The following is a 21,999-nucleotide window of genomic DNA, read 5'->3' on the forward strand; positions in this document are numbered from 1 at the left end:
TTTCTTGTTTCGCTAACGACGGGTTAAAAACCTCAAACTTCATCCATTAACAATGCTATCCCGAATTCAGGTTTCGGACAGCATTAGCTGGACCCAATAAGGGAATAAGGAGAAATTTTCATGGAAGGCTTTAAGCGATTTATAGGGGTTGTGCTTATCGTCATTGCGGCGATAGTCGCTATCCAGACGATAATCGAGCCAATTTACCACACCTCCACCGATGATAGTCCGTACAGTTCCGCCTGGGACATCATCAACTGGCTCTCCGCCATTTCGATAATTCTGGGGTTGATATTCGGTTATATTCGTCTGAGCGGTGTCGGCGCGGATTCAAGCGTCCAAGAGTTCATAGCGGCGAACACGCTCTTCTACGGGTTTATATTCGTAGCTATAATCTTCTTCTGGAACTGGTTCGGCATCATGGAGTTCGCGTCAGACTTTACCGCTGTCAGCCATGGCACCCGAGGTTTAGTATGGATCCTCTTTGATGCTATACTACCACCGTTGAATATCGCGATGGGTATTCACCTGCTGCGTGCCAGTGAATAGGCAACGAAGCCTATTTTCAAAATTGACATCCGAGTTCATAGTCGTACAAGTACTATGACGAGCCTGAATACGAAGTGCGTGCTTTCCAAGTGCGCACTTCACTTTTCTATGGACAATTTTCAAAATTCCTGATATTCTTTACCCTTAAAGAGAACAGCCGAACAGGAGAAACCTATGGAAATAAGACCAAACAGAGTTAAACAGAAGTTAGCAGACGGAGACCTTGCGTACGTCATCTCAGGACTCACAAATGCTGACGATATAGACATCTTCGGTCCAAACGGATACGACGGCGTATGGTTAGAAGGCGAACACGGGCGAGTTGACGCATCAGAAATCGCTGACCTGACACGCGCATGCGACCTCTGGGGCATGACCTCTATCACACGGGTCAATCGCAACGACCAAGGGCTTATCTACCGTACGCTGGACTGCGGCTCAATGGGGATCGCTGTCCCACATGTCAACACGAAAGCGGAGGCGCAGAACGTCGTAGATGGTACGAAGTTCGCACCGATTGGTCACCGTGGCATGTATACCAGCCGTCAAGGGTATGGCGTGGACAACTATTTTGATGTAGCCAATTCACAGACACTCGTCATCGTTTTGATTGAAGATATTACGGCGGTTAACAACTTAGACGATATCCTCACCGTCGATCATATTGACGTGTTTTTCGTTGCACCCTCGGATTTAGCGACTTCTATGGGGCATATCGGGAACTTAACGCACCCAGATGTCCAGAACACAATAGATGCCGCCCTCGCGCGCATCCAAGCGGCAGGACGGGTTGCTGGTACCTTGGCACTTGATCCCATGGTTGAGAAATATGTCAAGGCGGGTGTACGGTTCTTAATGACAGGTGTTGGTGGATGGATCACGTCTGGCGCTGCGGCATACAAAGAACGAGCAGAGGGCGCGAAACCCTAACAGATTTAACTTTGACAGTAGTCTCTCTTCGTTCTCATCAGCGCGGTTTTTAACCGCGCATTTTCGTTAAGGCAACTATGCCAAAAAAGTGATCCCCCCAGATGTCTCTCTCCCCTGCCAAACTGATCCTGTCGGATAGGTATGCTTCTCGACGAACTCCGGGTACATCTCAAGTCCCCAACCGGGTGTCGTTGGTGTGACATAGGCACCGTTGCGCACTTGAATCGGGTGTAGAAAAACTTCCTCTTGTAGGAAGTTGAGGTATTCAACCACCTGCGTCTCCGAGTGTGCAGCAACACAAATCTGATCCCATATTGCATAATGTTGAATCATGTTACATAATCCGATACCGCCACCGTGCGGACAGACAGGTATCCCATACTTCGCTGCCATTAAGATGACTCCTAACACATCGTTGACACCCCCAAGCCGCGTCGCGTCAATCTGACAATATTGGATCGCACCACTTGTAATCAACTGCTTGAAGATGACCGGCGACGGTACCTGCTCCCCTGTGGCAACACCGATACCATGCTTCTCTAAGGCACGTGATATTTTTACGAAGCCGAGGACATCATCGCGGGCTGTCGGTTCCTCAATCCATGTCGGCTTGAACGCTGCCAATTCTTCCATATACGCGATGGCTTCATCAACACCCCAAACCTGGTTTGCATCCAGCATCAAACGTGCCTCTGAACCTATCGCCTCGCGTATGAAGGCGAGCCGTTTCTTGTCAAATTCCAAATCCTGTCCGACCTTCATTTTGAAGCAGTCGAGTCCATCCGCTTTCACCTGATTCACGGTCTCAATGATCTGTTCGTCTGTCAGACCGAGCCATCCGGCGGTGGAATACGCCTTCGGTCCCTGTTGACGGAGCGTCTCTTCACGGGTTTCGCGGCTGTTCCAGTGTGTGTTAAGAATTGCCTCTGCTTCATCAGGTGTCAGCGCATCCCGCAGATACCGCCAATCGATGCACTGCACAATTTTCTCCGGTGGTAAATCGACGAGGAGTTTCCAGAGCGGTTTATCAACCAACTTTGCCCAAGCATCCCACATCGCATTGACAATACTGCCGATTGCCATCCGATTGACACCATCCGCAAGCCAGCGCAACTGGTGATGGTCTACGAGAAGTCTATGGAACGCGCCCGGATCATTAACAAAAGTCTCCATATCCATCCCCACAACAAGTTGCGCGAGGTCTTTAACACCGTATGCGATCCAGTCATTTCCAGCCCCAGCGGTAAAAGCGACCGAAATGCCCTGATGTCCAGTATCTGTTTCCAATATTGTTAGCACGGCAGAATAGTTAGGTTTTTTATGAAACGGATCAGAACCGAGCAGTGTATCCGACGTAGGGACCCGTAAATCAACAACGTTAACCTTCTCGATTTTTCCCAAAGTTTTCATACTTAACTTGACTCCTTTTTTCCCAAAGTATACAATAGATAGATATGAAAATCTACACTAAATTTGGCGATTCTGGAGAGACCGCCCTCTTCGGGGGAATGCGACTTCGGAAAGATGCACCGCGCATTGAGGCGATCGGTACTGTTGATGAACTGAACGCCTATATCGGTTATGCGCAAACACTGATTGATAATACTGATCTTTCTGAACTTATGACGCGGATCCAAAATCACCTCTTCTCGGTCGGGGCAGATTTGGCAACGCCAGCAACGCACGTGAAGGCTGCCCAGTTTCGTATATCGACAGATTTCACGACAGAGATGGAAACTGCAATAGACACCCTTTCTGAAGAGCTTCCGCCGCTGACGAACTTTATTCTACCCGGTGGATGCACTGCTGGTGCTATTTTACATATTGCGCGGGTCGTCTGTCGCCGAAGCGAACGGTGTGTCGTCCGCCTCGCACGCGAAGAAGATGTTAATCCTGAGATAATCCGGAGTTTGAACAGGCTTTCGGATCTTCTGTTTGTTCTCGCTCGAGTAGTGAATTTCCGAGCGAACACTTCGGAACCGATTTGGGAGTCCCAATCAGACGCCTGAAAAAGAGGTGGTATTAAGATGTTGTATTATGGCAGGGTTTTCAAATCACGCGAACTGAAAATCATAACTGGACTCTTAATAACCCAAGTTGCCATCTTTAGTAGTACAATCTGTTTCGCTTGAACATCTTGGCGATTTCCCTCACTCGGAAACCATACACAAACTATAATTTGATTTATGCCTCAAACTTGTGTATAATTGATTATCTACACCATGACTATTTAGCTATAAATCTCTTATCGATAAATTTTCATGTTTATAAATTTTTGCTCAGTGACAACTTAGGTTTATTTAACTTTTTAGGATTCCTAAACGTAAGAACAACTTAATTCTTGAGGAGAACGCCTTAATTGAGATTTTTTCAGGACTTACGCACCGTCCTTGTTGGAGAGATTTGAAACCTCGTCCAGCGGCTTGCAGGCTGTGGGTTCTTATTAGAAAATTGTGTAAGTTCTATTCTTTCTTAAGACACAATTAGACTATGCATAATCAGAGTAAAATTAGTTTTTTGTTTTACACATTTATATTATTCCTATGCTTCAATTCCTTTTTCTTACACAATACCGAGGCACAAACCGATAATGAACCACCCACGGCACCTGAATTCACCTACACCTATGAGAGCATTAAGGTGCCAGGTGTAGATTTTTTAGCGTTGACAGCGAGTAGCGACTTTGAGGATTACGCTGGCTACACGAAAAGTCCCGATGGCGACAAAATGATCGGCTTTACACTCATAGACGGCGTTTTTACAACGTATGACTTCCCCGGTTCACAGGACACTTACTTCTATGCGTTTGGCAATAATGGATTAGCTGCGGGACACTACAAAGATAGTGATGGTCTCCATCACGGTGTTATCTTAGAAGATGGTGAATTGCGGCAATATGATTTTCCGGGTGCCGTTGAAACGGAGATATACGGTTACAGTGATTCGACGGGCGTATTGACGGGTAATTTTATAGATGCGTCTGGTGTGCGCCGTGGATTCTCGGGAGACCTAATAGTTGAGGTCCCTGAGGCAACGGCAACTTATGCTGATTTTGTGAACGCAAGTGGTGCTATTACAGGAAGTTACATAGACGCTGAAGGCCTATATTATCCATACGTTCGCACCTCAAATGGCACATTTGTATTTCATGACTATCTGGACTCATCAACGCTGGAATACTTTTTTGTGCACGGTATCACTGATACAAGAATTATCGTTGCGCGCGCTAAAGCGATAGGGGATATTCCGCGCTCCTATGCCGGCACATCCCAGCAAGGATTATCTGAATTACAGTTTCCAAGCAGCGTTAGCACGGAGGGTTGGAATATCAATCAGGATGGTTCTGTCGTCGGGTACCACGATTTAGCAGATGGACGTAGACACGGGTTTATCGCCAGACCCACTGAGGAAACTGCTGCACAATTCAGAAATATAGCGTATCCTCCACCCCCTGAATTCACCTACACTTATGAGAGTATTGATGTTCCGAATGTAGATTTTTTAGCGTTGACAGCGAGTAGCGACTTTGAGGATTACGCTGGCTACACGAAAAGTCCCGATGGCGACAAAATGGTTGGCTTTACACTCATAAATGGCATTTTTACGACATACGATTTCCCCGGTTCACAGAACACTTATTTCTATGCACTCGGTAATAATGGGTTAGCTGCGGGACACTACGAGGATAGCAATGGTCTGTATCATGGTGTCATCTTAGAAGATGGTAAGTTGCGGCAATACGATTTCCCGGGTGCCGTTGAAACCGAGATGTACGGTTACAGTGATTCGACAGGGGCATTGACAGGTAATTTTATAGATGCGTCTGGTGTTCGCCGTGGATTCTCGGGAGACCTAATAGTTGAGGTCCCTGAGGCAACGGCAACTTATGCTGATTTTGTGAATGCGGCAGGTTCTATCATAGGCAGCTACGTAGATGCTGACGGTCTATATCATGCATACGCGCGGACCTCGAGTGGCAGGTTTATAATCCTGGACTATCTGGAACCATCCAGCCTGGAATACTTTTTTCTGCACGGTATTAACGATGCAGAGGGAAGGGGGGTGTTTGTGGTTGCCCGAGCCAAAGCGGCGGGGGACCTCCCGCGCTCCTATGTCGGCTCATACCTATATGGACTACATGAATTGCAGTTTCCAGGCAGCGTTAGCACAGAAGGCTGGAATATCAATCAGGATAGTTCTGTCGTGGGACACTATGACTCGCCAGATGGGCGTAGACACGGGTTTATCGCTAAACTCACCACCAAGGAAGCGCGCGACCGTTTTGGTAACTTCTACACCGTCACACTGTCGAAAGGTCTAAATATGCTTTCTGTGCCATTGGCACCCCCAAAACCTATGACCGCTAAGGCACTTGTCGCCATGACAGGGGCGACAACTATCATCACGCTTAATACAGCAACACAGGGGTTCGTCGCTTGGACACCAAGTGCACCCAATGATGGTTTCCCAATTGAAGGGGGAAAAGGCTATATCGTCAATGTCCCAGAAGTTCGCAACTTTGCTTTCGTCGGCGCACCGTGGACAGATCCAACTGAAGCATCTGCCGCAGCTCCATCTGCCATATCCACGGCGACACCCAATGAAGCATGGGCGTTCGTTGTCAGTGGGCACTTGAAAGGTAAAACTGCATTTGATGGCTACCAAGTCATCGTCCGTAACCTCAGAACAAACAGCACTATAACCACCTCCGTGCAAGGGGATTACTTCGCTGCTGCGACTGCTGACTTAGAACGGCGGAGCGTCGTCCGAGTTGGAGATGTGGTTGAGTTGCGCGTCATCGGTCCGGGTGGAAACGTTGAATTACAACCCCTCAGCTTTAAAGTGTCACCTGAGCACTTAGCAAACGCTGTTTTGTCAGTCAATCTTGATGGTATTGGTCAACCGACACAGAATCTCTTGCTGCAGAACTATCCAAATCCGTTTAACCCGGAGACATGGATTCCATATCAACTCTCGGAAGACAGTCTGGTATCGGTCTCCATTTACGATACAACCGGTAAGTTGATTCGCACACTCTCGCTCGGTTTTCGATCCGCTGGCTTCTATAACAGTCAAGGGCGTGCTGCGTATTGGGATGGACGTAATGCGCTTGGGGAACGCGTTGCGAGTAGTATCTATTTTTACCAATTAACGACACCCTCTTTTCAGCAGACACGACGACTCGTCATTGTAAAGTAGGGTCCCATCCGTATAGAACTTGCAAATGTCGCAGTTATATAGGATGGTGTGTTAGATTTGAGAGGATGATGTATTAGTTTTGAAAAATTCTTACACTTTATGTGTTATATTTTTTGCGAAGGAGAATGAATTATGAATTTAAAATTTGCAAACCTCTTTTTGATAGTTCTCATCGCGCTCGTTGCACTGGCAGGTTGTGATAGAGGACAAAGGGTGATGATGGATAGCATGCCCTCAGCGGATACTACCATGGGTGATGCTATGACTGATATCGAAGCGATCCCAGTGAAGTTTGTTTTGTTAATTGATTATCCGGAGGGTGGGAAAGACGCTTATATTGCATGGGTTACATCCGTTGTACCAGCCCTGCAAGCCCCCGAAGAGGTCGTTCGGATAAGATCTTACGACAACGAGGACCCGGAAATGAGTCCTAACCGGCTCGTCGAATGGGAATTCAACAGTTTCCTCGATATGGCGACCTATCTGAATCGTCCAGAGATCGCTGCCATACTCGGAGATATTCCGAACCATACAAGCGTAACAACCGCGCACACGTTTATCCAACGTTCCGACTACTCAAAAGGCGAGGGAGGCAACTGGCAAATTAAAGGTATCCTTCTGATTGATTATCCACTTGGTGGGAAACAGGCGTACTTGGAATGGGTTGCGTCCGTTTCTCAAGCACTCGTCGCTCCGCCTCAGTTGAAAGCGACGGCCTCTTACGACAACTATTATGGTGAATCTCCGCACCGGCTCGTCGAGTTGGAATTTGCGAGTCGAGAGGACATCGAGACTTATGAACAATTAGAAACTATAATGGCGATTGAGGCTGAACTTGACAACCAAGCGGGTAGCTGGGTGCTGCATACATTTGAGTTACGCTCAGATTACATCAATGAATGATATCTCACAGTCCACTTGTTTTTTGGAGGCGCGCTTTCCCAGCGCGCCTCTCTTTTTTATCTCACCGTGCAGGTCCTGGCCCGCTATATTCCCTACCGAACGCCAAACTATGGGGTTCCTCAAAGGGTCGAAACGGCACCATATCCGCGATATCCTGAAGCCGTTCTAACACTTCCGAGGGCAATGGACCGGCTTCAACCGCACGGACATTCTGTTCGACTTCCTCTACAGACCGGGCACCCACCAGCACCGTAGAAATATCAGGATTGGATATAGCCATACGGATACCCGCCTCTGGAAGCGAGAGTTCGATTTCATCCAAAAACTTATAAAGCACTTTGAACTGTTCCTGACGCGGACGGCTAAGCCACCATGCCCCCGTCTCTACTTCAGCGTGGCGGCGTGACAATGCACCCTGTTGTAACGGCGCACCGATGACAATTCCCATATTCCGTCGCTTCGCTTCTGGAAAGATTGAGATCGCCGCTTCGCGCCAGAGTAGGCTATAATTCTGTGCTGCCAGCACCACATCGTAGACCCCTGTTGCCATAATTGCGGGGAGTTGATGTGCGGTTGTGCCACCTAACCCTGTGAAACGGACAATCCCTTCCGCTTTGAGTTCCGCCAACAACTCACAGATCGGTCCATCAAATGTCTCGTGGCTTGTCCACCAATCGTATTGTCCCGGACGATCAGGTTCATGCACCATCAGGATGTCAATAGTATCTCTTTTCAGCAAACGCAGGCTCTCTTCAACCGATTGCCGTAGGAGTTGTTTATCCTTCGGATCGAAAGGTTGTGGTCTACCACCAATCTTCGTGGAGAGGTAATGCGGCTGCAACACACCCTCTAAAGCTTCCCCAACGACTTCTTCACTGTTGCCGTAACTCGGTGCGGTATCAACATAATTGACACCGAGTTCCAAAGCGCGTCGGATAGCGTTATGTCCGTCAGCGCGGTTCCTACCGCCAGCCGTTGAGACAAAGAGTCCGCCCATTCCTAAGACACTCACTTCAAGCCCAGTCCGCCCAAGAATGCGTTTTTCCATGGTTATCCCTTTTGTTGATTTAGCAGAATTGGTACGTACAATGGAATAGAGTTTACAATAGATTCCACGGAAGGTCAATACCAAAATCTGTTTTTATTCCAACAAGGGGTTTCACTCCATAGCTCCGGCAACCGCGACAAGGTCAAGAATATTGACTATACCATCACCGTTAACATCCGCTACATTTTCTCTCTCAACATGTCCAAGGTGGTCAGCAACGAACCTTAAATCGTCAATATTGACAACACTATCGCCGTTGACATCTTCAGGCACTGCAGACTGAGTTTGCCACAAAAGGATCGTGCCATCTCCACCACCGCTGGCGAACGTGCGCCCATCTGGAGAATACACAACCGAATTGACCTCATACTTATTATGCCCTCTGAAAATGGTGTGGTTTCGACCTGTGTGTGCGTTCCACAACCGAACCGTCCCATCGTAACTTCCGCTGGCAAGTGTTTCTCCATCCAGCGAAAACGCAACCGAAGTTACACCTTCTGTATGTCCATTAAGAATTCTTCTGGGCATACCAGTTTCTGTATCCCATAATCGAATGGTATCATCCCAACTCCCACTGGCGAGCGTGCGGCCATTTGGAGAATACGATAAGGTACTAACAAGTTCTTTATGTCCACTGATAGTTGTTTTGAGTTCGGCAGTAGAGACATCCCACAACAAAATAGTACCTTCGCCACCTGCGCTGGCGAGTGTCCCTCCATCGGGTGAAAAAACCAGGCTATTAAAACTATCGCGATGTGCATCAAAGATAGCACGATTTTGGAGAAATTCGCGATCATGAATCGTGGACGCATCCCACAACCGAATCGCGCCACCGAATCTTGCACTGGTGAACGTCTCCCCGTCTGGCGAAAACGCTATAGCACCATACCAATTTTGATACCTTGCATGGAGTTCTCCGGTGTGTGTACCCCATATCAACACCTCTTCCGAACTGCCGCTAACAAGCAGCTGCTCATTCGGTGAGAATGCAAGACTCCAGACCCAAAACGCATCGGCTTCAAACTTGGCTTGGGGCTGTCGGGTATCCATATCCCACAATTGAATTGTGTGCGGTGAACTTCCACTCGCGAGGGTTCTCCCATCTGGTGAAAATGCAACGACACCAACCGACCCCAAGTGTCCTTGGAATGTCGTCCGATTCTCGCCTGTTTCTACATTCCATACCCGAACCGTGCCATTTCTGCTTCCACTGATCAACGTTTTCCCATCCGGTGAGAATGCTATCGCGTCAACAAGCCATGTATGCCCTGTAAAAGTCATGAGAACTTCGCCCGTTTGCGCGTTCCACAATTCAATTAAGTAATCCGGCCAACCACTGCTACTGACAAGCATTCCCCCGTCCGGCGAAAACGTAATAGCATCCACCGATTCCGCAGTTGTGAAGGTCCGTAGGAATTGACCTGTATCTGTTTCCCATAGTTCAATCTTCCCAATGCTCCTATGTGCCATAGCAAGCATTTTTCCATCTGGTGAGAGCACAACGTCTGCATATTTGTTGAGTTTCACATCAAAAGATTTATGTTGTCCTGTCAGCACGTCCCACACTCGCATCGTTCCATCCGAACTCGCGCTGACTAATCTGCTCCCATCTTGAACAAACGTAATAGCCTTCACTGAATCAGTATGCCCCTCAAGGACCATCTGCTGTGCACCCGTTTCCGCGTCCCACAACAGGATTTCGTTAGCATTTGCGATGGCAAGCGTTTTGCCATCCGGTGAGAACACGAGCGCATTAACATTATTTACATATCCCGTTAGGGTAACGCGGAGTTGTCCGGTGTAAACATCCCACAACTGAACCGGATCGTCCCAACTTGCACTTGCAAGCGTTTTGCTATCCGGCGAAAACGCTACTGCCGAGGCTTCCCACGTATGTCCAATAAGTAAGGCTGTCTCTTTATAGGTACGCGCATCGTAGAGCCAAATTCCGATAGTACTCACCACTGCAAAATGAGTGCCATCCGGTGAATACGTGATGTCTATTATGCTACCTCTACCGAGTCTCGCGATCGCGCCATCAGGCAAGTTCCATTGCGAAGAATCCTGTGCGAAACCACTCGGCAAAAAGAAGGGTGCAATCAGTAACAACACAAAAATAAAAAACGCCCTCTTATTCATAGGTCTGACACCTCCTTTTCAAGCAATAGACACCTGCCATGAAAGTAGCAATTTATGTGCCAGCCTTTGAAACGCTGAATATACTGCCATATCCAGTCCCAAGACAGATAACTTGCACAAAAAAGGGCAATCCGATCTTCACACTGCACCATATAGGACATCCACACGCGGCGAAATCGAAATTTGTTTGACACAGTCCAACCAAGTATGCTAAATTGATTATCAATATTTATTACCGCAATCTCACAGCTAAGTTTGAAGCCTGTAGATAATAGGAGACTGAGCGTATGAGCGATCTACAGTTACAACAATACCTCTTCGACGTGCAAGGCTACCTTGTCATTGAGAATGTCTTGAGTCCAGAAGAGGTCGCAGCACTCAATCAATGTATTGACGAGCAACAACTCCCCACACCGGGGAAGGTCCAAAGATTTGGAAGTGCCCCCGATGGTCCCGGTTTTCTGCAGTGGGGACAACCGTTTTGCAATTTACTCGACCATCCTGAGATTATGCCGATACTTCAATTTCGCTTGGGCGATTGCTTTCGGCTCGACCGAATTTACGGGATGTATATGCGGGAAGGAATGCCGCGCGGACATCTGCATGCCGACTACGGTGCCACTTCTCCGACAGCAAGAGCGCAACCCGGAGAATACTACTCTTTCCGAGATAATGAGATTCATAACGGTTTCGTTGTTGTGACGTGGAATCTTGCCGACACTGGACCGGATTATGGGGGATTTTGCTGTATTCCGGGCAGCCATAAAGGCAATTTCAAACTACCGCAACAGATCGCTGAAGCACCCCAAGATGCCCCTTGTGTCGTCATTCCGAACGCCCCAGCGGGTTCAGCGATTCTATTTACCGAAGCACTAACGCACGGCACAGCAGCATGGAACGGTAAGCACCAACGCAGGTCCCTGCTGTATAAGTATTGTGTTTCGCACATCGCGTGGACTTCGCGGCGCGTGGCAATACCGGAGGATATAGAGATCACAGAACGTCAAAAGATTCTCTTCCGTGAACCTGCTGACCCGTATCGTCATTTCCCATCATTGTTTGAGGCAGCATAATAGATACGGTAGGGGGTGTACCCTCCAAATCGCGACTTTTTAGCGATCTCCGAATCGCGATTCCTTTGGTAGGGGGCGTACTCTCCGAATCGCGACTTCTTAATATAGGACACAGAGAACCAAAAACTATATGCCAAATTTTACGCAGAACCAGCTACAGAAAATCGCAACTGACATCTTTGAAGCCGGAGGTGTTCCAAGCGATGAAGCAGAGATTATAGGGGAACTGCTCGTCGCTTCAAACCTCGCCGGGCATGATTCCCACGGCGTTCTCCGCATTCCGCAATATATTGGACTCATCGAATCCGGACTTATTCAACCCGGAGCACCGATGGAGATTGAACGTGAGTCGGCTTCGCATGCGCTCATCAACGGCAATTGGGGGTTTGGACACGTCATCGCACAGAAGGCGATGTCGCTCGCGATAGAGAAGGCGAAATCGAGTACGATCAGCGCAATTAGCGTCTATAACTGTAATCACATCGGACGGATCGGGAGCTATCCGATGATGGCAGCTGAAACCGATATGGTAGGCATCACAATGGTGAATGCGGGTGGAACTGCACTATATGTTGCGCCGTTCGGTGGACGAGATGGACGGCTTGCGACCAATCCTATCGCAATTGCCACACCGACACGCGAGGGACACCCGATTCTGCTTGACATCACAAGTAGCGTTGTCGCGCAGGGTAAGATTCGCGTTGCTGTGAATCGTGGCGAATCTGTTCCACTCGGTTGGCTTATCAACAATGAAGGCGAACCGACACAGGACCCACGAGACTTGATAGAGGCTCCACACGGTGCGTTATTGCCGCTTGGTGGAATTGCTGGACACAAGGGATATGTACTCGGTTTGATGATTGACATTTTAGGGGGCGCGTTGTCCGGCGCAGGCTGTAGTGGATCGGGGAACACCCGTCTTCAGAACGGTGTCCTGATGATTGCACTGGATATCGCTAATTTTACACCGCTTGACGATTTTTATGACCATGTTGACGGACTGGTTGCCCATGTGAAAGCCTCACCAACCGCACCCGGATTCGATGAAATCTTGACACCCGGAGAAATTGAGGCGCGCCAGACAGAGCGTCGTTTACGCGAAGGCATCCCAATCGATGACGAAACGTGGCGACAGATTCAAGAGACTGCAACACAGGTGGGGCTCCCGTGCTTAAATCTTGAAAGTTAATTGTTGTAATACGTCTAATTGAGAGGGTTTTCGCCAATTTTTAGAATCTCAACTCAAATATGTCTCCACTTTTCGGTAAAACATCAAATGTTGCGATTTTACCTAAGAGGTTCGATAGATGCAAAATCAACAACTAACTATCGGTAAATACCTGCTGAGAAAATTGCAAAGTTACGGTATTGATCACATTTTTGGCATTCCCGGTGATTATGTAGTGCAGTTCTTCGATATGATCGAGAAAAGCCCTATTCAACACATCGGCACGACACGAGAAGAAACTGCAGGATTTGCTGCAGATGCCTATGCCCGGACAAAAGGCATGGGAGCTGCATGTGTGACGTATGGGGTCGGTGGGTTATCAATGATCAACGCTGTTACCGCCGCCTACGCTGAAAAATCACCACTCATTGTGATTAGCGGAAGCCCAGGGATAAAGGAGCGTAGTGAAGAGGGGCTTTTGCATCATAAAGGTAAAGATTTCTACACACAACAACGTATTTATGACGAGATAACCGTTGCATCCTCACTTCTTGATGAACCCTTTACCGCCTTTAACGAGATAGATAGGGTCCTCGACGCTGTGTATTGGCACAAGCGTCCCGGCTACATTGAACTGCCACGGGATATGGTAGGTATGCTGGGAACACCCTCCCAACGTCCTTCAACAGGCGACCACCAGAGTGACCCGGAGACATTAGAGGCCGCCTTAGAAAATGCAATTGCGTTCATAAATCAGAGCGAAAATCCTGTCATTTTAGCAGGCGCGGAACTCCACAGATTCGGCTACCAAAACAAATTACGCCAGCTTGCCGAAGAAAAACAGTTTCCCGTGGTGACAACGCTGTTGGGCAAATCGGTAATGCCAGAGGCTCATCCGCTCTACTTGGGTATTTACGGCGGCGCGATGAGCAGGGAAGAAATAACAGTACTCGTTGAATCTGCCGATTGTCTTATCACCCTTGGTGCCTTTATGACCGATGTCAACCTCGGAATCTACACGGCAAACTTGGATCGCAGTCGCCGGGTATACGCCACCTCGGATAAAATTTCGGTTGGCTATTCTACCTATGAAAATGTCACGTTTGAAGATTTTATTGATGGATTGCATTCTCCGAAACTCCATGAACGCGGGGACATAGATTTGGAGTGGGTCATGGAAGTGCCAGAACCTTTCAAGATGATGCCCGACCAGCCGCTTACAATGAAACGCCTGTTCCAACACCTAAATCTACTGCTGCGTGAAGACATGACAGTTATTCCTGACATCGGTGACAGCCTCTGGGCGGCTTTAGACTTACGGCTTCCGGCGCGTACCGATTTTATTGCGCTTGCCTACTACACCTCAATGGGGTTTGCAGTTCCCGCCGCAATCGGTGCCCAACTCGGCAAACCCACAGCCCGGCCACTTGTCATCGTAGGGGATGGGGCATTTCAAATGACCGGCCCCGAACTCTCAACGACTATTCGCTACCAGCTCAATCCGATTGTTCTGATTTTAAACAATCAAGGATACGGCACCGTCCGTCCCTTTATTGACGGACCCTTTAACGATATAGAAAATTGGAACTACACCCATGTACCGGAACTCTTTGGCACAGGATGTGCATTTGCTGCCCGTACGGAAGGCGAATTTGATACTGCCATGAAAGCAGCACTTGCTGAGACACAACATTTTGTTTTGATTGAGGCAACACTTGACAAATCGGACATTTCGCCCTCACTTATGCAGTTGGCAAAACAGGTGTCCAAGAAAGTTTAAAATTGAAACTACCTGTCCAAACTATCATATTTGACTTTGACTATACGTTGGTAGAATCTTCACGTGGAACGATCGATGGCGTCAATTTCGCATTTGACAAAATGGGGATGCCGCTCGCTTCCGATGCCGCGATTCGGCAGACAATCGGTTTAGCACTACCGGATATACTGACGGCGTTAGCAGGGGAAGCATATAGCAGGCGAGTGGAGGAATTTACGCGGCTGTTTCTTCAACGTGCCGATGAGACTATGGTCGCGTTAGCAGAATTTTACGCGGGTGTGCCAGAAACAGTACAAGCATTGCGGAGGCTTGGTCTTCAACTTGCTATCGTTTCTCAGAAACGTCGCGACTACATTCAGGGGATCCTTACGCGTGGAAATTTGTTAGATGCATTTGACGTTATCGTTGGTGGTGGGGACGCAGCGTATAAGCCGAACCCAGAAGGGTTACTGCTGGCGATTGCGCAAACGGATAGTATTCCGCAAAATTGCTTCTATGTCGGAGATAGCGTGACGGATGCCAAAACTGCCCAGCGTGCTGCCGTTCCCTTTATTGCTGTGCTGTCGGGTGTCACGCCACGAACGGCTTTTGATGATTACGATGTTTATGCGATTCTTGAAGATGTGTCTGAGGTACTAAGTTTAGAACCAGTGAAAAAATTGTAACAATGTTAACAACCGTGCATTAGCAAAGGAGCGAGTCACACGATGAAAACGATGATTTTATCCATCCTCTTCGGGTTTCTGCTCATTTTTACAGTCAATGCAGACTTTCTGCCAGAGGACAACAGCGATGCGTTTGGGTTGGAATATGCAGAATCAATCGCGGGGTTCATCCCGAACGCCCCCAAGATTGATGGAAAACTTGACGATTGGAAGTATGCTATTTGGGTCGCCTTTGATTCTGAGAAGGAACTTCTTCGCGGAAAAGGCGCGTGGAAGGGAAAAGATGACCTTACAATGACTTGGTCAACCATGTATGATGCGAAAACCTTCTACTTCGCAGCAGCAGTGCGTGACGATATTTTCGCGCCAGCAGCGAATGCCGCACAACCTTGGATAGGTGATACGATTTTTTTGTATATCGATTGGGAGCAAGTGGGAGCTGGAACACCTGCATGCAAGCCCAATTTCGCGTTTATCAACAAAAAAGCCCTTGTCACCGACTTCAGTGGGGTCAAAAATCCGAATCTCCCGAAGTCCGATATAGCAATCGTGCCAACCCCCGAATTGGGTAAAGGTGGTATGATTTATGAGGTGGCGATGCCGTTTGAATGGCTCACGAAGGTAAAAGTCGAGGAGGGTACTGAAGTCGGGTTTACACCCGGATATGAGGAAGGCACGGATAACCCAGAGAAGAAGGCTGGTCTTGTGTTCATGGATTGGCACGGGCTGAATCCAGACGAATCCGCGAATCTTGGCACTTTGATCTTTGGCGAGCCGCTTGCTGTTGATCCGATAGGCAAGTTAACGCTAACATGGGGACAGTTAAAGAAATTCGTTCCATAATTACGGAAATCCCTACAACCACATCAAGGAGGGGACCAATGGGGGGACCGGGCTTCGCAGAACTCATAATCCTAATAGTGATGTATCCATTAGCAGCTATATTCGGGGCAGTCATAATTGGAATTGGCATTGCATTAGGTTTCAGATGGGGCAGCAAGTGGTTATTGAAAGCAATTTATAGCGATCCCGAACTTGAAAAATGGCTGAAACGGGTTCTCAACTCCTCTGAGAAATCAGATCAATAGCAATATTTTTGAATCCTCTACTGATGTTTCAAACCAACCAAATTGAATTATGTCGAAAAGAAATCAGGCAATGAAAGACATTTTACCACTTTTCACGCAGCTGCTTGAAAAAGCCGATAACTTGCTAAACCTTTTGGACGCACGCACAGTGCTGGCACCAAGCGAATATCTTGATGATTACATCGCTTTCCGGTGGCGGGAGCAGAATGGGTCGGGACACCTAATTCCAGTTAAACATCCCAATCTTGTCGGGCTATCGGATTTGCTCGGGATAGAGAGGCAGTCTATGGAACTGGATCGGAACACACGGCAGTTTCTGCAAGGGCTGCCTGCTAACCACGTTCTGTTATGGGGCGACCGTGGCACTGGTAAATCTTCGCTTGTGAAGGGGATGCTATCGCGCTATGCCGATGAGGGACTTCGGTTAATCGGAGTCAGTAAAGAAGGGCTTGCGCACCTGCAGGAGATTACCGAGGTGTTGTGGGAGCGTCCAGAACGCTATATCCTTTTTTGCGACGACCTCGCCTTTAACGAAGATGAACCGGAATACCGCGAGTTGAAAGCGATGTTGGAAGGTGGAATTTCTGCTTGCCCGGACAACGTTCTCATCTATGCTACCTCGAATCGTCGGCACCTGATGCCTCGACAGGTACGCGAAAACCGGTATCCACAGAACGATGAAGATGAATTATATCCGCGCGAGGCGACGGAAGAAAAGGTCTCATTAAGCGACCGTTTTGGGTTGCGCCTCGCTTTCCAACGGATTTCACAGGACACCTACTTGCAGATTGTCTCCCATTACGCGCAGAAACACGGTCTCTCCGTTCCGACGGAAGCATTACACCGAGCCGCGTTGGAATGGGAGGCATCCTCAAGTGGGCGTTCAGGACGCGTCGCCTATCAGTTTGTTGCGGACCTCGCTGGACGATTGGCACTTACTACCGACAACTGATTACTGGCAACTGACAACTATTAAAAAATGGAGGTTTTTATGAAAAACCGATTGATGTTCTCTGTAATACTCACGCTCTTCCTGAGTGGTATACTTCTGATACAAACCACAGATGCTGTGCCGAAGAAAGGCACGTTACGGGTCAGCGGCGATAATACATGGGTTGCGTTTATTAACGGCGAAGAGGTCGCTGCAAGCGGAAACTGGCAAGCTCCTACGGTCAGTGAATTTGACTTGGACAAAGGCTTCGCACAGATTGCCGTCTACGTCCACGACGCTGAACCCGGTGCTGCCGGTAGAGGTGGGTTCCTCGCCGATATCATCCTTGATGCCAAGCCGGACTACATCGGAACGGGTGAAGATGGTTGGCGATGTGATACTGGCGACCCCATCGGTGATCGGAAAGATGGTTGGGAAAAAACCGATTTCGACGACAGCAAATGGGAAGATGAACTCGAAATCTATGAAAAATTCGGGGCTGGTATATGGGGATTTGGTGCTGCAATCATGCAACAAATTCTCAAAGACCCCGATTGTGAAGCGAATTGGGTATGGTGCGGTCCTAACGATGTCGAAGACGATATCTATTTCCGATACACCATTGGGACGCTTTCCGTTGAACCCGAAGACAAACTCGCAACAACATGGGGTACTTTGAAAAATGAACGGCGGTAGATTTAATCTTTCACAGTGAATTTGAGGGCACCCACAACGGGTGCCCTACCAGACGCTTATATATTTCGATAATTCACCATAGTCTACAACTGCGCTTCAATCCAACCACGTGCTATGCGTCCTCAATAACCTCGGCGATTGTCTTGAAAACCGTTTCAATATCCGACTCTGCAAGGCATGAATAAGCCACCCGCAGCTCGGTTTCACCGAGTGCAATCGTGCCGATGCTGTGTTCCTCAAGAAGCTGCTGCCGAACCGCCTCTGCGTTCGCGGATTTGAGGTTCAGGCATATAAAATAGCCAGCATGACTCGGATACACCTCCCAAAGTTTTGCGTATCGGGTATCTGACACAATTTCTTTTGCTTTCAACGCGCGTGCCTTGAGTGTCTCATAGTTGTGTTGTTTTTGATCGGCATGCCCCGGAGCCTTCATCGCTTCAAGGATGAGTGTTTGGGAAACCTGTGAGGCACCGGAGGTATTCGCTCGAATTAGCCCACTGAACTTCTGTTCGAGGGGCTGCATCGCTGCCTCTCCGAGACCGAAACTTATAAATCCGACACGTAAACCCCACGCATATTCCTCTTTCGTTGCTCCGTCTATCTTCACAGGGACCACATTCGGATGGCATCCGACCAACAGTCCGAAGAGCGATTCTTGCATAACCGAGGCATCGTACCACAGACCTGCGTAGGCATCATCAACCATAACGAGGATGCGACATCCAGCGTCCGCACGCCCCACAATCGCTTCTACAATATGCTGTGCTTCCGTGCGCGTAATCGCATAACCGGTGGGGTTGTGCGGAAAATTCAGGAGAATCAGCAGCTTTTCGTGGGTAGCGTTGGTAAGTGTCTCGCGAAATCCGTGTGTGTTGAAACCTTTCGCCGCGTTAAAAAATGGATAGGTTTGGAGATTCGCCGCCGCTTTGGTTTGGAAAATAAGTCTATAATTCCCCCAAATCTTATCCGGTAGAACGAGCGTGTCTCCACTGTCTGTGAAAAGTTCCGCGAGTAGACTAAACCCGTGTGTCATTCCACTCGTCACAATTGGTAAGCTTAATGCTGTCTCGGCAAGTGACGGGTTCTCTTTCAAGAGATGCGTTTTCCATGCATCCCGTAATTCCGGTTGACCCAACACGGGTGCGTACCCGTAGATACTCTCCAAAGGTAACGCTGGCGCGAACTCCCGTGAAACGGTGAGGTGCATCATATCGCTGTTCTCTAACGCGATCGCGCGAGTTGCATTGAAACGACGTGCTTTCGCATTCGCCTCCGCCGTCTGGCTTAAGATACCTCTCGGCAGATAGATGCGTTCTCCTAACTTGGAGAGTAGCGCGGAGACTGTCGGCACGGCATTTTGAATTTGCCTGTTTAATTCGATGGCTAAAGGATTTAAATCTTGCATATTTTCTCTAAATTGTGAACAATAATAACTGTATAAAACACTAAAAATAAAACATATTTTGTAGGGGCACCCCTTGTGGGTGCCCGCAAACGCAACGTTTACAATGCCCAATTAATTCTAAACTTTACTATAAATTGTGGACTGTCGCCAACTTAATGTCAACCGATTTCCACCACTATCCGTTTAAGAAGAAAAAAATTTAGACGCATCACATAGCACAAGGAAAAAACATGAAAGCACTTTTGAAAAGCCTGACATTGATCATTATCTTTGTCGTTTTTGTCGGTCTCGGCTTTAGCGTCTATGTTCTTCAAGCACCACCAGTTGAACAGAAAGGCGCGCCGAAACTACAGATCCATACACGTACAGCACTGCGCAGCAGACCGACAGTAAACTCAAAACCGATTCGTTATACCAAAGATGTATACCGTTTCAGTGTGGATCGGCAATATATTAGCAACCTAAATAGCGGTAAATTAGAGCATGAACTTCTGTTTAGTGCGGGGTTAGCGCATCGTGCAAGATTGAAAGCGCAACGTTTAGATGACTCTTTGAAAACAGCAACCGATTGGCAAAAGATGTTTGCTGATATGACACAAGATATTCGATTCCGTCCGAGCGCGTCACCTGTTGAAGTCTTACTGAGTGGTGAGGAGTGGTCACTCAGAGATACCACCGGTGCCGCATACACAGTCGTAAAAACTGACGACCGGGTTGATGTTTATCTACCTGATCTGAGGGCGGCGTTTGACGCAAACAAAATCTCGCTATCAACAGATCTGGAAATCTCCACTAAACAAGCAAACAGGCGATGGCTCCTCACGGATAAAGGATATAAACAGGCTTACAGCATTGTGAACGGTGAAGGAAAACTCAATGTTTTTCAGCAATCGAAGTTTGAAATTCTGACGTTTCTATTTGAAGTGGATACGGCATTGCAAAGCTCCCTCGCACAGGAAAAGTTGTCTTCTGAATTGATTCAAGAATTTGTGAAGGAAAAAATACCATTGTCACGACGGGCGAAAGTGTCCGCGAACGAAAACGGTATAAGTTGGCAGATAACCAACCCTCCATTGAAGTATAATATCCGAAGTGAGGACGGTCGATTGAAGGTCTATCTTGATCTTGAAAGTAGATGGCTCCTCGTCAAAGTTGATGACAGCGTAAAAGGCTGGGTCCAAAGCGAGCGCGGCACCATTTTCGAGCCACCCGCACCAACACCGAGTTCACGTCAGCAAGTCAAAGAACGGCTTCTCGGACTCATTGATGAATTGAAAGCGAAAGTCGGACTCTCCAATGCAGAAAATGAAGCCCAAGATACTGCGTCCCGGTAGTCGTGTCGCAGCGATTTCGCTCTCCTGGGGCGGTCCCGGCACTATTCCCTACCGATACCAAATAGGTAAACGGCAATTTGAAGAAGAATTCGGTGTGACGGTTATTGAGACCGAACACACCTTGCGCGATGCAGATTGGCTTGCCAGAAATCCCGAAGCGCGTGCCCACGATTTGATGGCAGCTTTCGCCGACGAGACAATCGACGGAATTATCTCAACCATCGGTGGTGAAGACTCAATCCGCACACTGCCATACCTTGACTTGGACTTGATTTGGAAGAACCCTAAAGTCTTCATGGGTTTTTCGGATACGACTATATCGCACGCTGCCTGTTTTAAAGCGGGCCTCGTGTCGTTCTACGGTCCGTCATTTATGGCAGGATTTGCCGAAAACGACGGGATGTTTCCGTATATGGTGGATTCTGTGAGACGCACGCTCTTTTCCGCCGAACCGATTGGTGTTATTGAACCGAATCGAGCGGGTTGGACAGTTGAACATCTACCGTGGGAGAACCCTGAAAACCAGTCAGTTCGTCGGAAACTCAACCCTTGCACCGGTTGGAAGTTTCATCAGGATGAAGGTGTTGTCGAAGGACAACTTTTTGGGGGTTGTGTTGAGGTTTTGGACTGGCTTCGCGGCACCGACTATTTCCCTTCTGGTGGTGACCTTCAAGGTGCCGTTCTCTTTTTGGAGACCTCTGAAGAGGCACCGCCGCCTTCGTTTCTGGCGAGGTTTGTGAGATGCATCGCAGCGATGGGCGTTCTCGAAGGACTTAGCGGTATCCTACTTGGACGACCCGGGGGCGGTGTCGATCCTGGCACTTTCCACGAATACGACGACGCACTTTGTAAAGCCGTCCGTGAAGAACACGAGTTAAACGACATGCCGATTGTCACCAATATGGACTTTGGGCACACGGATCCGATGTTCGTCATCCCAATGGGCATGAAGGCTCGTATTGATTCTGCCAAGCAGGAAATCGTCATTGACGAGGCAGCGGTTATCGAAAACTGACACAAAAAATTAGTATGATGTTGGGTTCACTGGGTTTTCGTAACATAAACTGACCTATTCGATTTGACATGTCTTT

Annotated in this window: 19 protein-coding genes; 15 read left to right on the forward strand and 4 right to left on the reverse strand. The window is 48.2% G+C overall.

Annotated features, from left to right (window positions below):
- Positions 1–120 precede the first annotated feature (120 nt).
- Positions 121–549 carry a hypothetical protein gene (locus OXH39_14930; protein ID MCY3551753.1) on the forward strand — a complete coding sequence of 143 codons (429 nt, stop codon included), beginning with the start codon at positions 121–123 and terminating at the stop codon, positions 547–549.
- A gap of 174 nt (positions 550–723) precedes the next feature.
- Positions 724–1,479, forward strand: a complete 756-nt coding sequence (locus OXH39_14935) for an aldolase/citrate lyase family protein (GenBank protein ID MCY3551754.1) — start codon at positions 724–726, stop codon at positions 1,477–1,479.
- 75 nt (positions 1,480–1,554) lie between these two features.
- Here the strand turns inward: OXH39_14935 and OXH39_14940 are convergent, their stop codons facing one another.
- A complete protein-coding gene (locus tag OXH39_14940; GenBank protein MCY3551755.1) occupies positions 1,555–2,889 on the reverse strand; it encodes a mandelate racemase/muconate lactonizing enzyme domain-containing protein in 1,335 nt (444 codons plus the stop codon).
- A 44-nt stretch (positions 2,890–2,933) separates the two neighbouring features.
- Here OXH39_14940 and OXH39_14945 point away from each other — a divergent pair, with 44 nt between their 5' ends.
- The 3 genes from OXH39_14945 to OXH39_14955 all read left to right on the forward strand — a co-directional run bounded on the left by OXH39_14945 (position 2,934) and on the right by OXH39_14955 (position 7,581).
- Positions 2,934–3,488, forward strand: coding sequence for a cob(I)yrinic acid a,c-diamide adenosyltransferase (locus tag OXH39_14945; GenBank protein ID MCY3551756.1), 555 nt, complete (start codon positions 2,934–2,936; stop codon positions 3,486–3,488).
- 508 nt (positions 3,489–3,996) lie between these two features.
- Positions 3,997–6,678, forward strand: a complete 2,682-nt coding sequence (locus tag OXH39_14950) for a T9SS type A sorting domain-containing protein (GenBank protein MCY3551757.1) — start codon at positions 3,997–3,999, stop codon at positions 6,676–6,678.
- A 132-nt stretch (positions 6,679–6,810) separates the two neighbouring features.
- Positions 6,811–7,581 carry a hypothetical protein gene (locus OXH39_14955; GenBank protein ID MCY3551758.1) on the forward strand — a complete coding sequence of 257 codons (771 nt, stop codon included), beginning with the start codon at positions 6,811–6,813 and terminating at the stop codon, positions 7,579–7,581.
- 61 nt (positions 7,582–7,642) lie between these two features.
- On the opposite strand, the gene OXH39_14960 is transcribed toward OXH39_14955, so the two are convergent.
- Both OXH39_14960 and OXH39_14965 read right to left on the reverse strand, forming a co-directional pair.
- The gene (locus OXH39_14960) at positions 7,643–8,629 is read right to left on the reverse strand and encodes an aldo/keto reductase (protein MCY3551759.1); all 987 of its coding nucleotides are present in this window, start codon (positions 8,627–8,629) and stop codon (positions 7,643–7,645) included.
- Positions 8,630–8,740: 111 nt separating this feature from the next.
- Positions 8,741–10,768, reverse strand: a complete 2,028-nt coding sequence (locus tag OXH39_14965; protein MCY3551760.1) for a dockerin type I domain-containing protein — start codon at positions 10,766–10,768, stop codon at positions 8,741–8,743.
- Between the two features lie 287 nt (positions 10,769–11,055).
- On the opposite strand from OXH39_14965, the gene OXH39_14970 reads away from it, so the two are divergent.
- The 8 genes from OXH39_14970 (at position 11,056) to OXH39_15005 (ending at position 18,169) form a co-directional block, all read left to right on the forward strand.
- A complete protein-coding gene (locus OXH39_14970) occupies positions 11,056–11,841 on the forward strand; it encodes a phytanoyl-CoA dioxygenase family protein (protein MCY3551761.1) in 786 nt (261 codons plus the stop codon).
- Between the two features lie 130 nt (positions 11,842–11,971).
- The gene (locus OXH39_14975) at positions 11,972–13,030 is read left to right on the forward strand and encodes an Ldh family oxidoreductase (GenBank protein ID MCY3551762.1); all 1,059 of its coding nucleotides are present in this window, start codon (positions 11,972–11,974) and stop codon (positions 13,028–13,030) included.
- 118 nt (positions 13,031–13,148) lie between these two features.
- Positions 13,149–14,789 (forward strand): thiamine pyrophosphate-binding protein, encoded by a 1,641-nt coding sequence (locus OXH39_14980; GenBank protein MCY3551763.1) that lies wholly within the window; start codon positions 13,149–13,151, stop codon positions 14,787–14,789.
- A 2-nt stretch (positions 14,790–14,791) separates the two neighbouring features.
- A complete protein-coding gene (locus OXH39_14985) occupies positions 14,792–15,454 on the forward strand; it encodes an HAD-IA family hydrolase (GenBank protein MCY3551764.1) in 663 nt (220 codons plus the stop codon).
- 42 nt (positions 15,455–15,496) lie between these two features.
- Complete coding sequence (locus tag OXH39_14990; GenBank protein ID MCY3551765.1) at positions 15,497–16,297, forward strand: hypothetical protein; 801 nt, start codon at positions 15,497–15,499, stop codon at positions 16,295–16,297.
- A 38-nt stretch (positions 16,298–16,335) separates the two neighbouring features.
- Positions 16,336–16,542 (forward strand): hypothetical protein, encoded by a 207-nt coding sequence (locus OXH39_14995; GenBank protein MCY3551766.1) that lies wholly within the window; start codon positions 16,336–16,338, stop codon positions 16,540–16,542.
- Positions 16,543–16,612: 70 nt separating this feature from the next.
- Positions 16,613–17,494 carry an ATP-binding protein gene (locus tag OXH39_15000; GenBank protein MCY3551767.1) on the forward strand — a complete coding sequence of 294 codons (882 nt, stop codon included), beginning with the start codon at positions 16,613–16,615 and terminating at the stop codon, positions 17,492–17,494.
- Positions 17,495–17,533: 39 nt separating this feature from the next.
- Positions 17,534–18,169 carry a hypothetical protein gene (locus tag OXH39_15005; GenBank protein MCY3551768.1) on the forward strand — a complete coding sequence of 212 codons (636 nt, stop codon included), beginning with the start codon at positions 17,534–17,536 and terminating at the stop codon, positions 18,167–18,169.
- A gap of 112 nt (positions 18,170–18,281) precedes the next feature.
- On the opposite strand, the gene OXH39_15010 is transcribed toward OXH39_15005, so the two are convergent.
- Positions 18,282–19,574, reverse strand: a complete 1,293-nt coding sequence (locus tag OXH39_15010; protein MCY3551769.1) for an aminotransferase class I/II-fold pyridoxal phosphate-dependent enzyme — start codon at positions 19,572–19,574, stop codon at positions 18,282–18,284.
- A 230-nt stretch (positions 19,575–19,804) separates the two neighbouring features.
- Between OXH39_15010 and OXH39_15015 the strand changes: the two genes are divergently transcribed.
- Together OXH39_15015 and OXH39_15020 are read left to right on the forward strand one after the other, a co-directional pair.
- A complete protein-coding gene (locus OXH39_15015; protein MCY3551770.1) occupies positions 19,805–20,908 on the forward strand; it encodes a hypothetical protein in 1,104 nt (367 codons plus the stop codon).
- Positions 20,871–21,923 carry an LD-carboxypeptidase gene (locus OXH39_15020; protein ID MCY3551771.1) on the forward strand — a complete coding sequence of 351 codons (1,053 nt, stop codon included), beginning with the start codon at positions 20,871–20,873 and terminating at the stop codon, positions 21,921–21,923. Before OXH39_15015 ends, OXH39_15020 begins: the two co-directional genes overlap by 38 nt.
- Positions 21,924–21,999: the final 76 nt, after the last annotated feature.

It is taken from the genome of Candidatus Poribacteria bacterium, from assembly GCA_026702755.1.
In the GTDB taxonomy this organism is placed as follows: domain Bacteria; phylum Poribacteria; class WGA-4E; order WGA-4E; family WGA-3G; genus WGA-3G.

What these genes read in the sequence shown, in the direction of transcription:
- OXH39_14930 (MCY3551753.1), top strand. Translation starts at nt 121, where the DNA reads ATGGAAGGCTTTAAGCGATTTATAGGGGTTGTGCTTATCGTCATTGCG.
- OXH39_14965 (MCY3551760.1), bottom strand. Translation starts at nt 10,768, where the DNA reads ATGAATAAGAGGGCGTTTTTTATTTTTGTGTTGTTACTGATTGCACCC.
- OXH39_15020 (MCY3551771.1), top strand. Translation starts at nt 20,871, where the DNA reads ATGCAGAAAATGAAGCCCAAGATACTGCGTCCCGGTAGTCGTGTCGCA.
- OXH39_14990 (MCY3551765.1), top strand. Translation starts at nt 15,497, where the DNA reads ATGAAAACGATGATTTTATCCATCCTCTTCGGGTTTCTGCTCATTTTT.
- OXH39_14995 (MCY3551766.1), top strand. Translation starts at nt 16,336, where the DNA reads ATGGGGGGACCGGGCTTCGCAGAACTCATAATCCTAATAGTGATGTAT.
- OXH39_14975 (MCY3551762.1), top strand. Translation starts at nt 11,972, where the DNA reads ATGCCAAATTTTACGCAGAACCAGCTACAGAAAATCGCAACTGACATC.
- OXH39_14945 (MCY3551756.1), top strand. Translation starts at nt 2,934, where the DNA reads ATGAAAATCTACACTAAATTTGGCGATTCTGGAGAGACCGCCCTCTTC.
- OXH39_15010 (MCY3551769.1), bottom strand. Translation starts at nt 19,574, where the DNA reads ATGCAAGATTTAAATCCTTTAGCCATCGAATTAAACAGGCAAATTCAA.
- OXH39_14940 (MCY3551755.1), bottom strand. Translation starts at nt 2,889, where the DNA reads ATGAAAACTTTGGGAAAAATCGAGAAGGTTAACGTTGTTGATTTACGG.
- OXH39_14955 (MCY3551758.1), top strand. Translation starts at nt 6,811, where the DNA reads ATGAATTTAAAATTTGCAAACCTCTTTTTGATAGTTCTCATCGCGCTC.
- OXH39_15015 (MCY3551770.1), top strand. Translation starts at nt 19,805, where the DNA reads ATGAAAGCACTTTTGAAAAGCCTGACATTGATCATTATCTTTGTCGTT.
- OXH39_15000 (MCY3551767.1), top strand. Translation starts at nt 16,613, where the DNA reads ATGAAAGACATTTTACCACTTTTCACGCAGCTGCTTGAAAAAGCCGAT.
- OXH39_14970 (MCY3551761.1), top strand. Translation starts at nt 11,056, where the DNA reads ATGAGCGATCTACAGTTACAACAATACCTCTTCGACGTGCAAGGCTAC.
- OXH39_15005 (MCY3551768.1), top strand. Translation starts at nt 17,534, where the DNA reads ATGAAAAACCGATTGATGTTCTCTGTAATACTCACGCTCTTCCTGAGT.
- OXH39_14935 (MCY3551754.1), top strand. Translation starts at nt 724, where the DNA reads ATGGAAATAAGACCAAACAGAGTTAAACAGAAGTTAGCAGACGGAGAC.
- OXH39_14960 (MCY3551759.1), bottom strand. Translation starts at nt 8,629, where the DNA reads ATGGAAAAACGCATTCTTGGGCGGACTGGGCTTGAAGTGAGTGTCTTA.
- OXH39_14980 (MCY3551763.1), top strand. Translation starts at nt 13,149, where the DNA reads ATGCAAAATCAACAACTAACTATCGGTAAATACCTGCTGAGAAAATTG.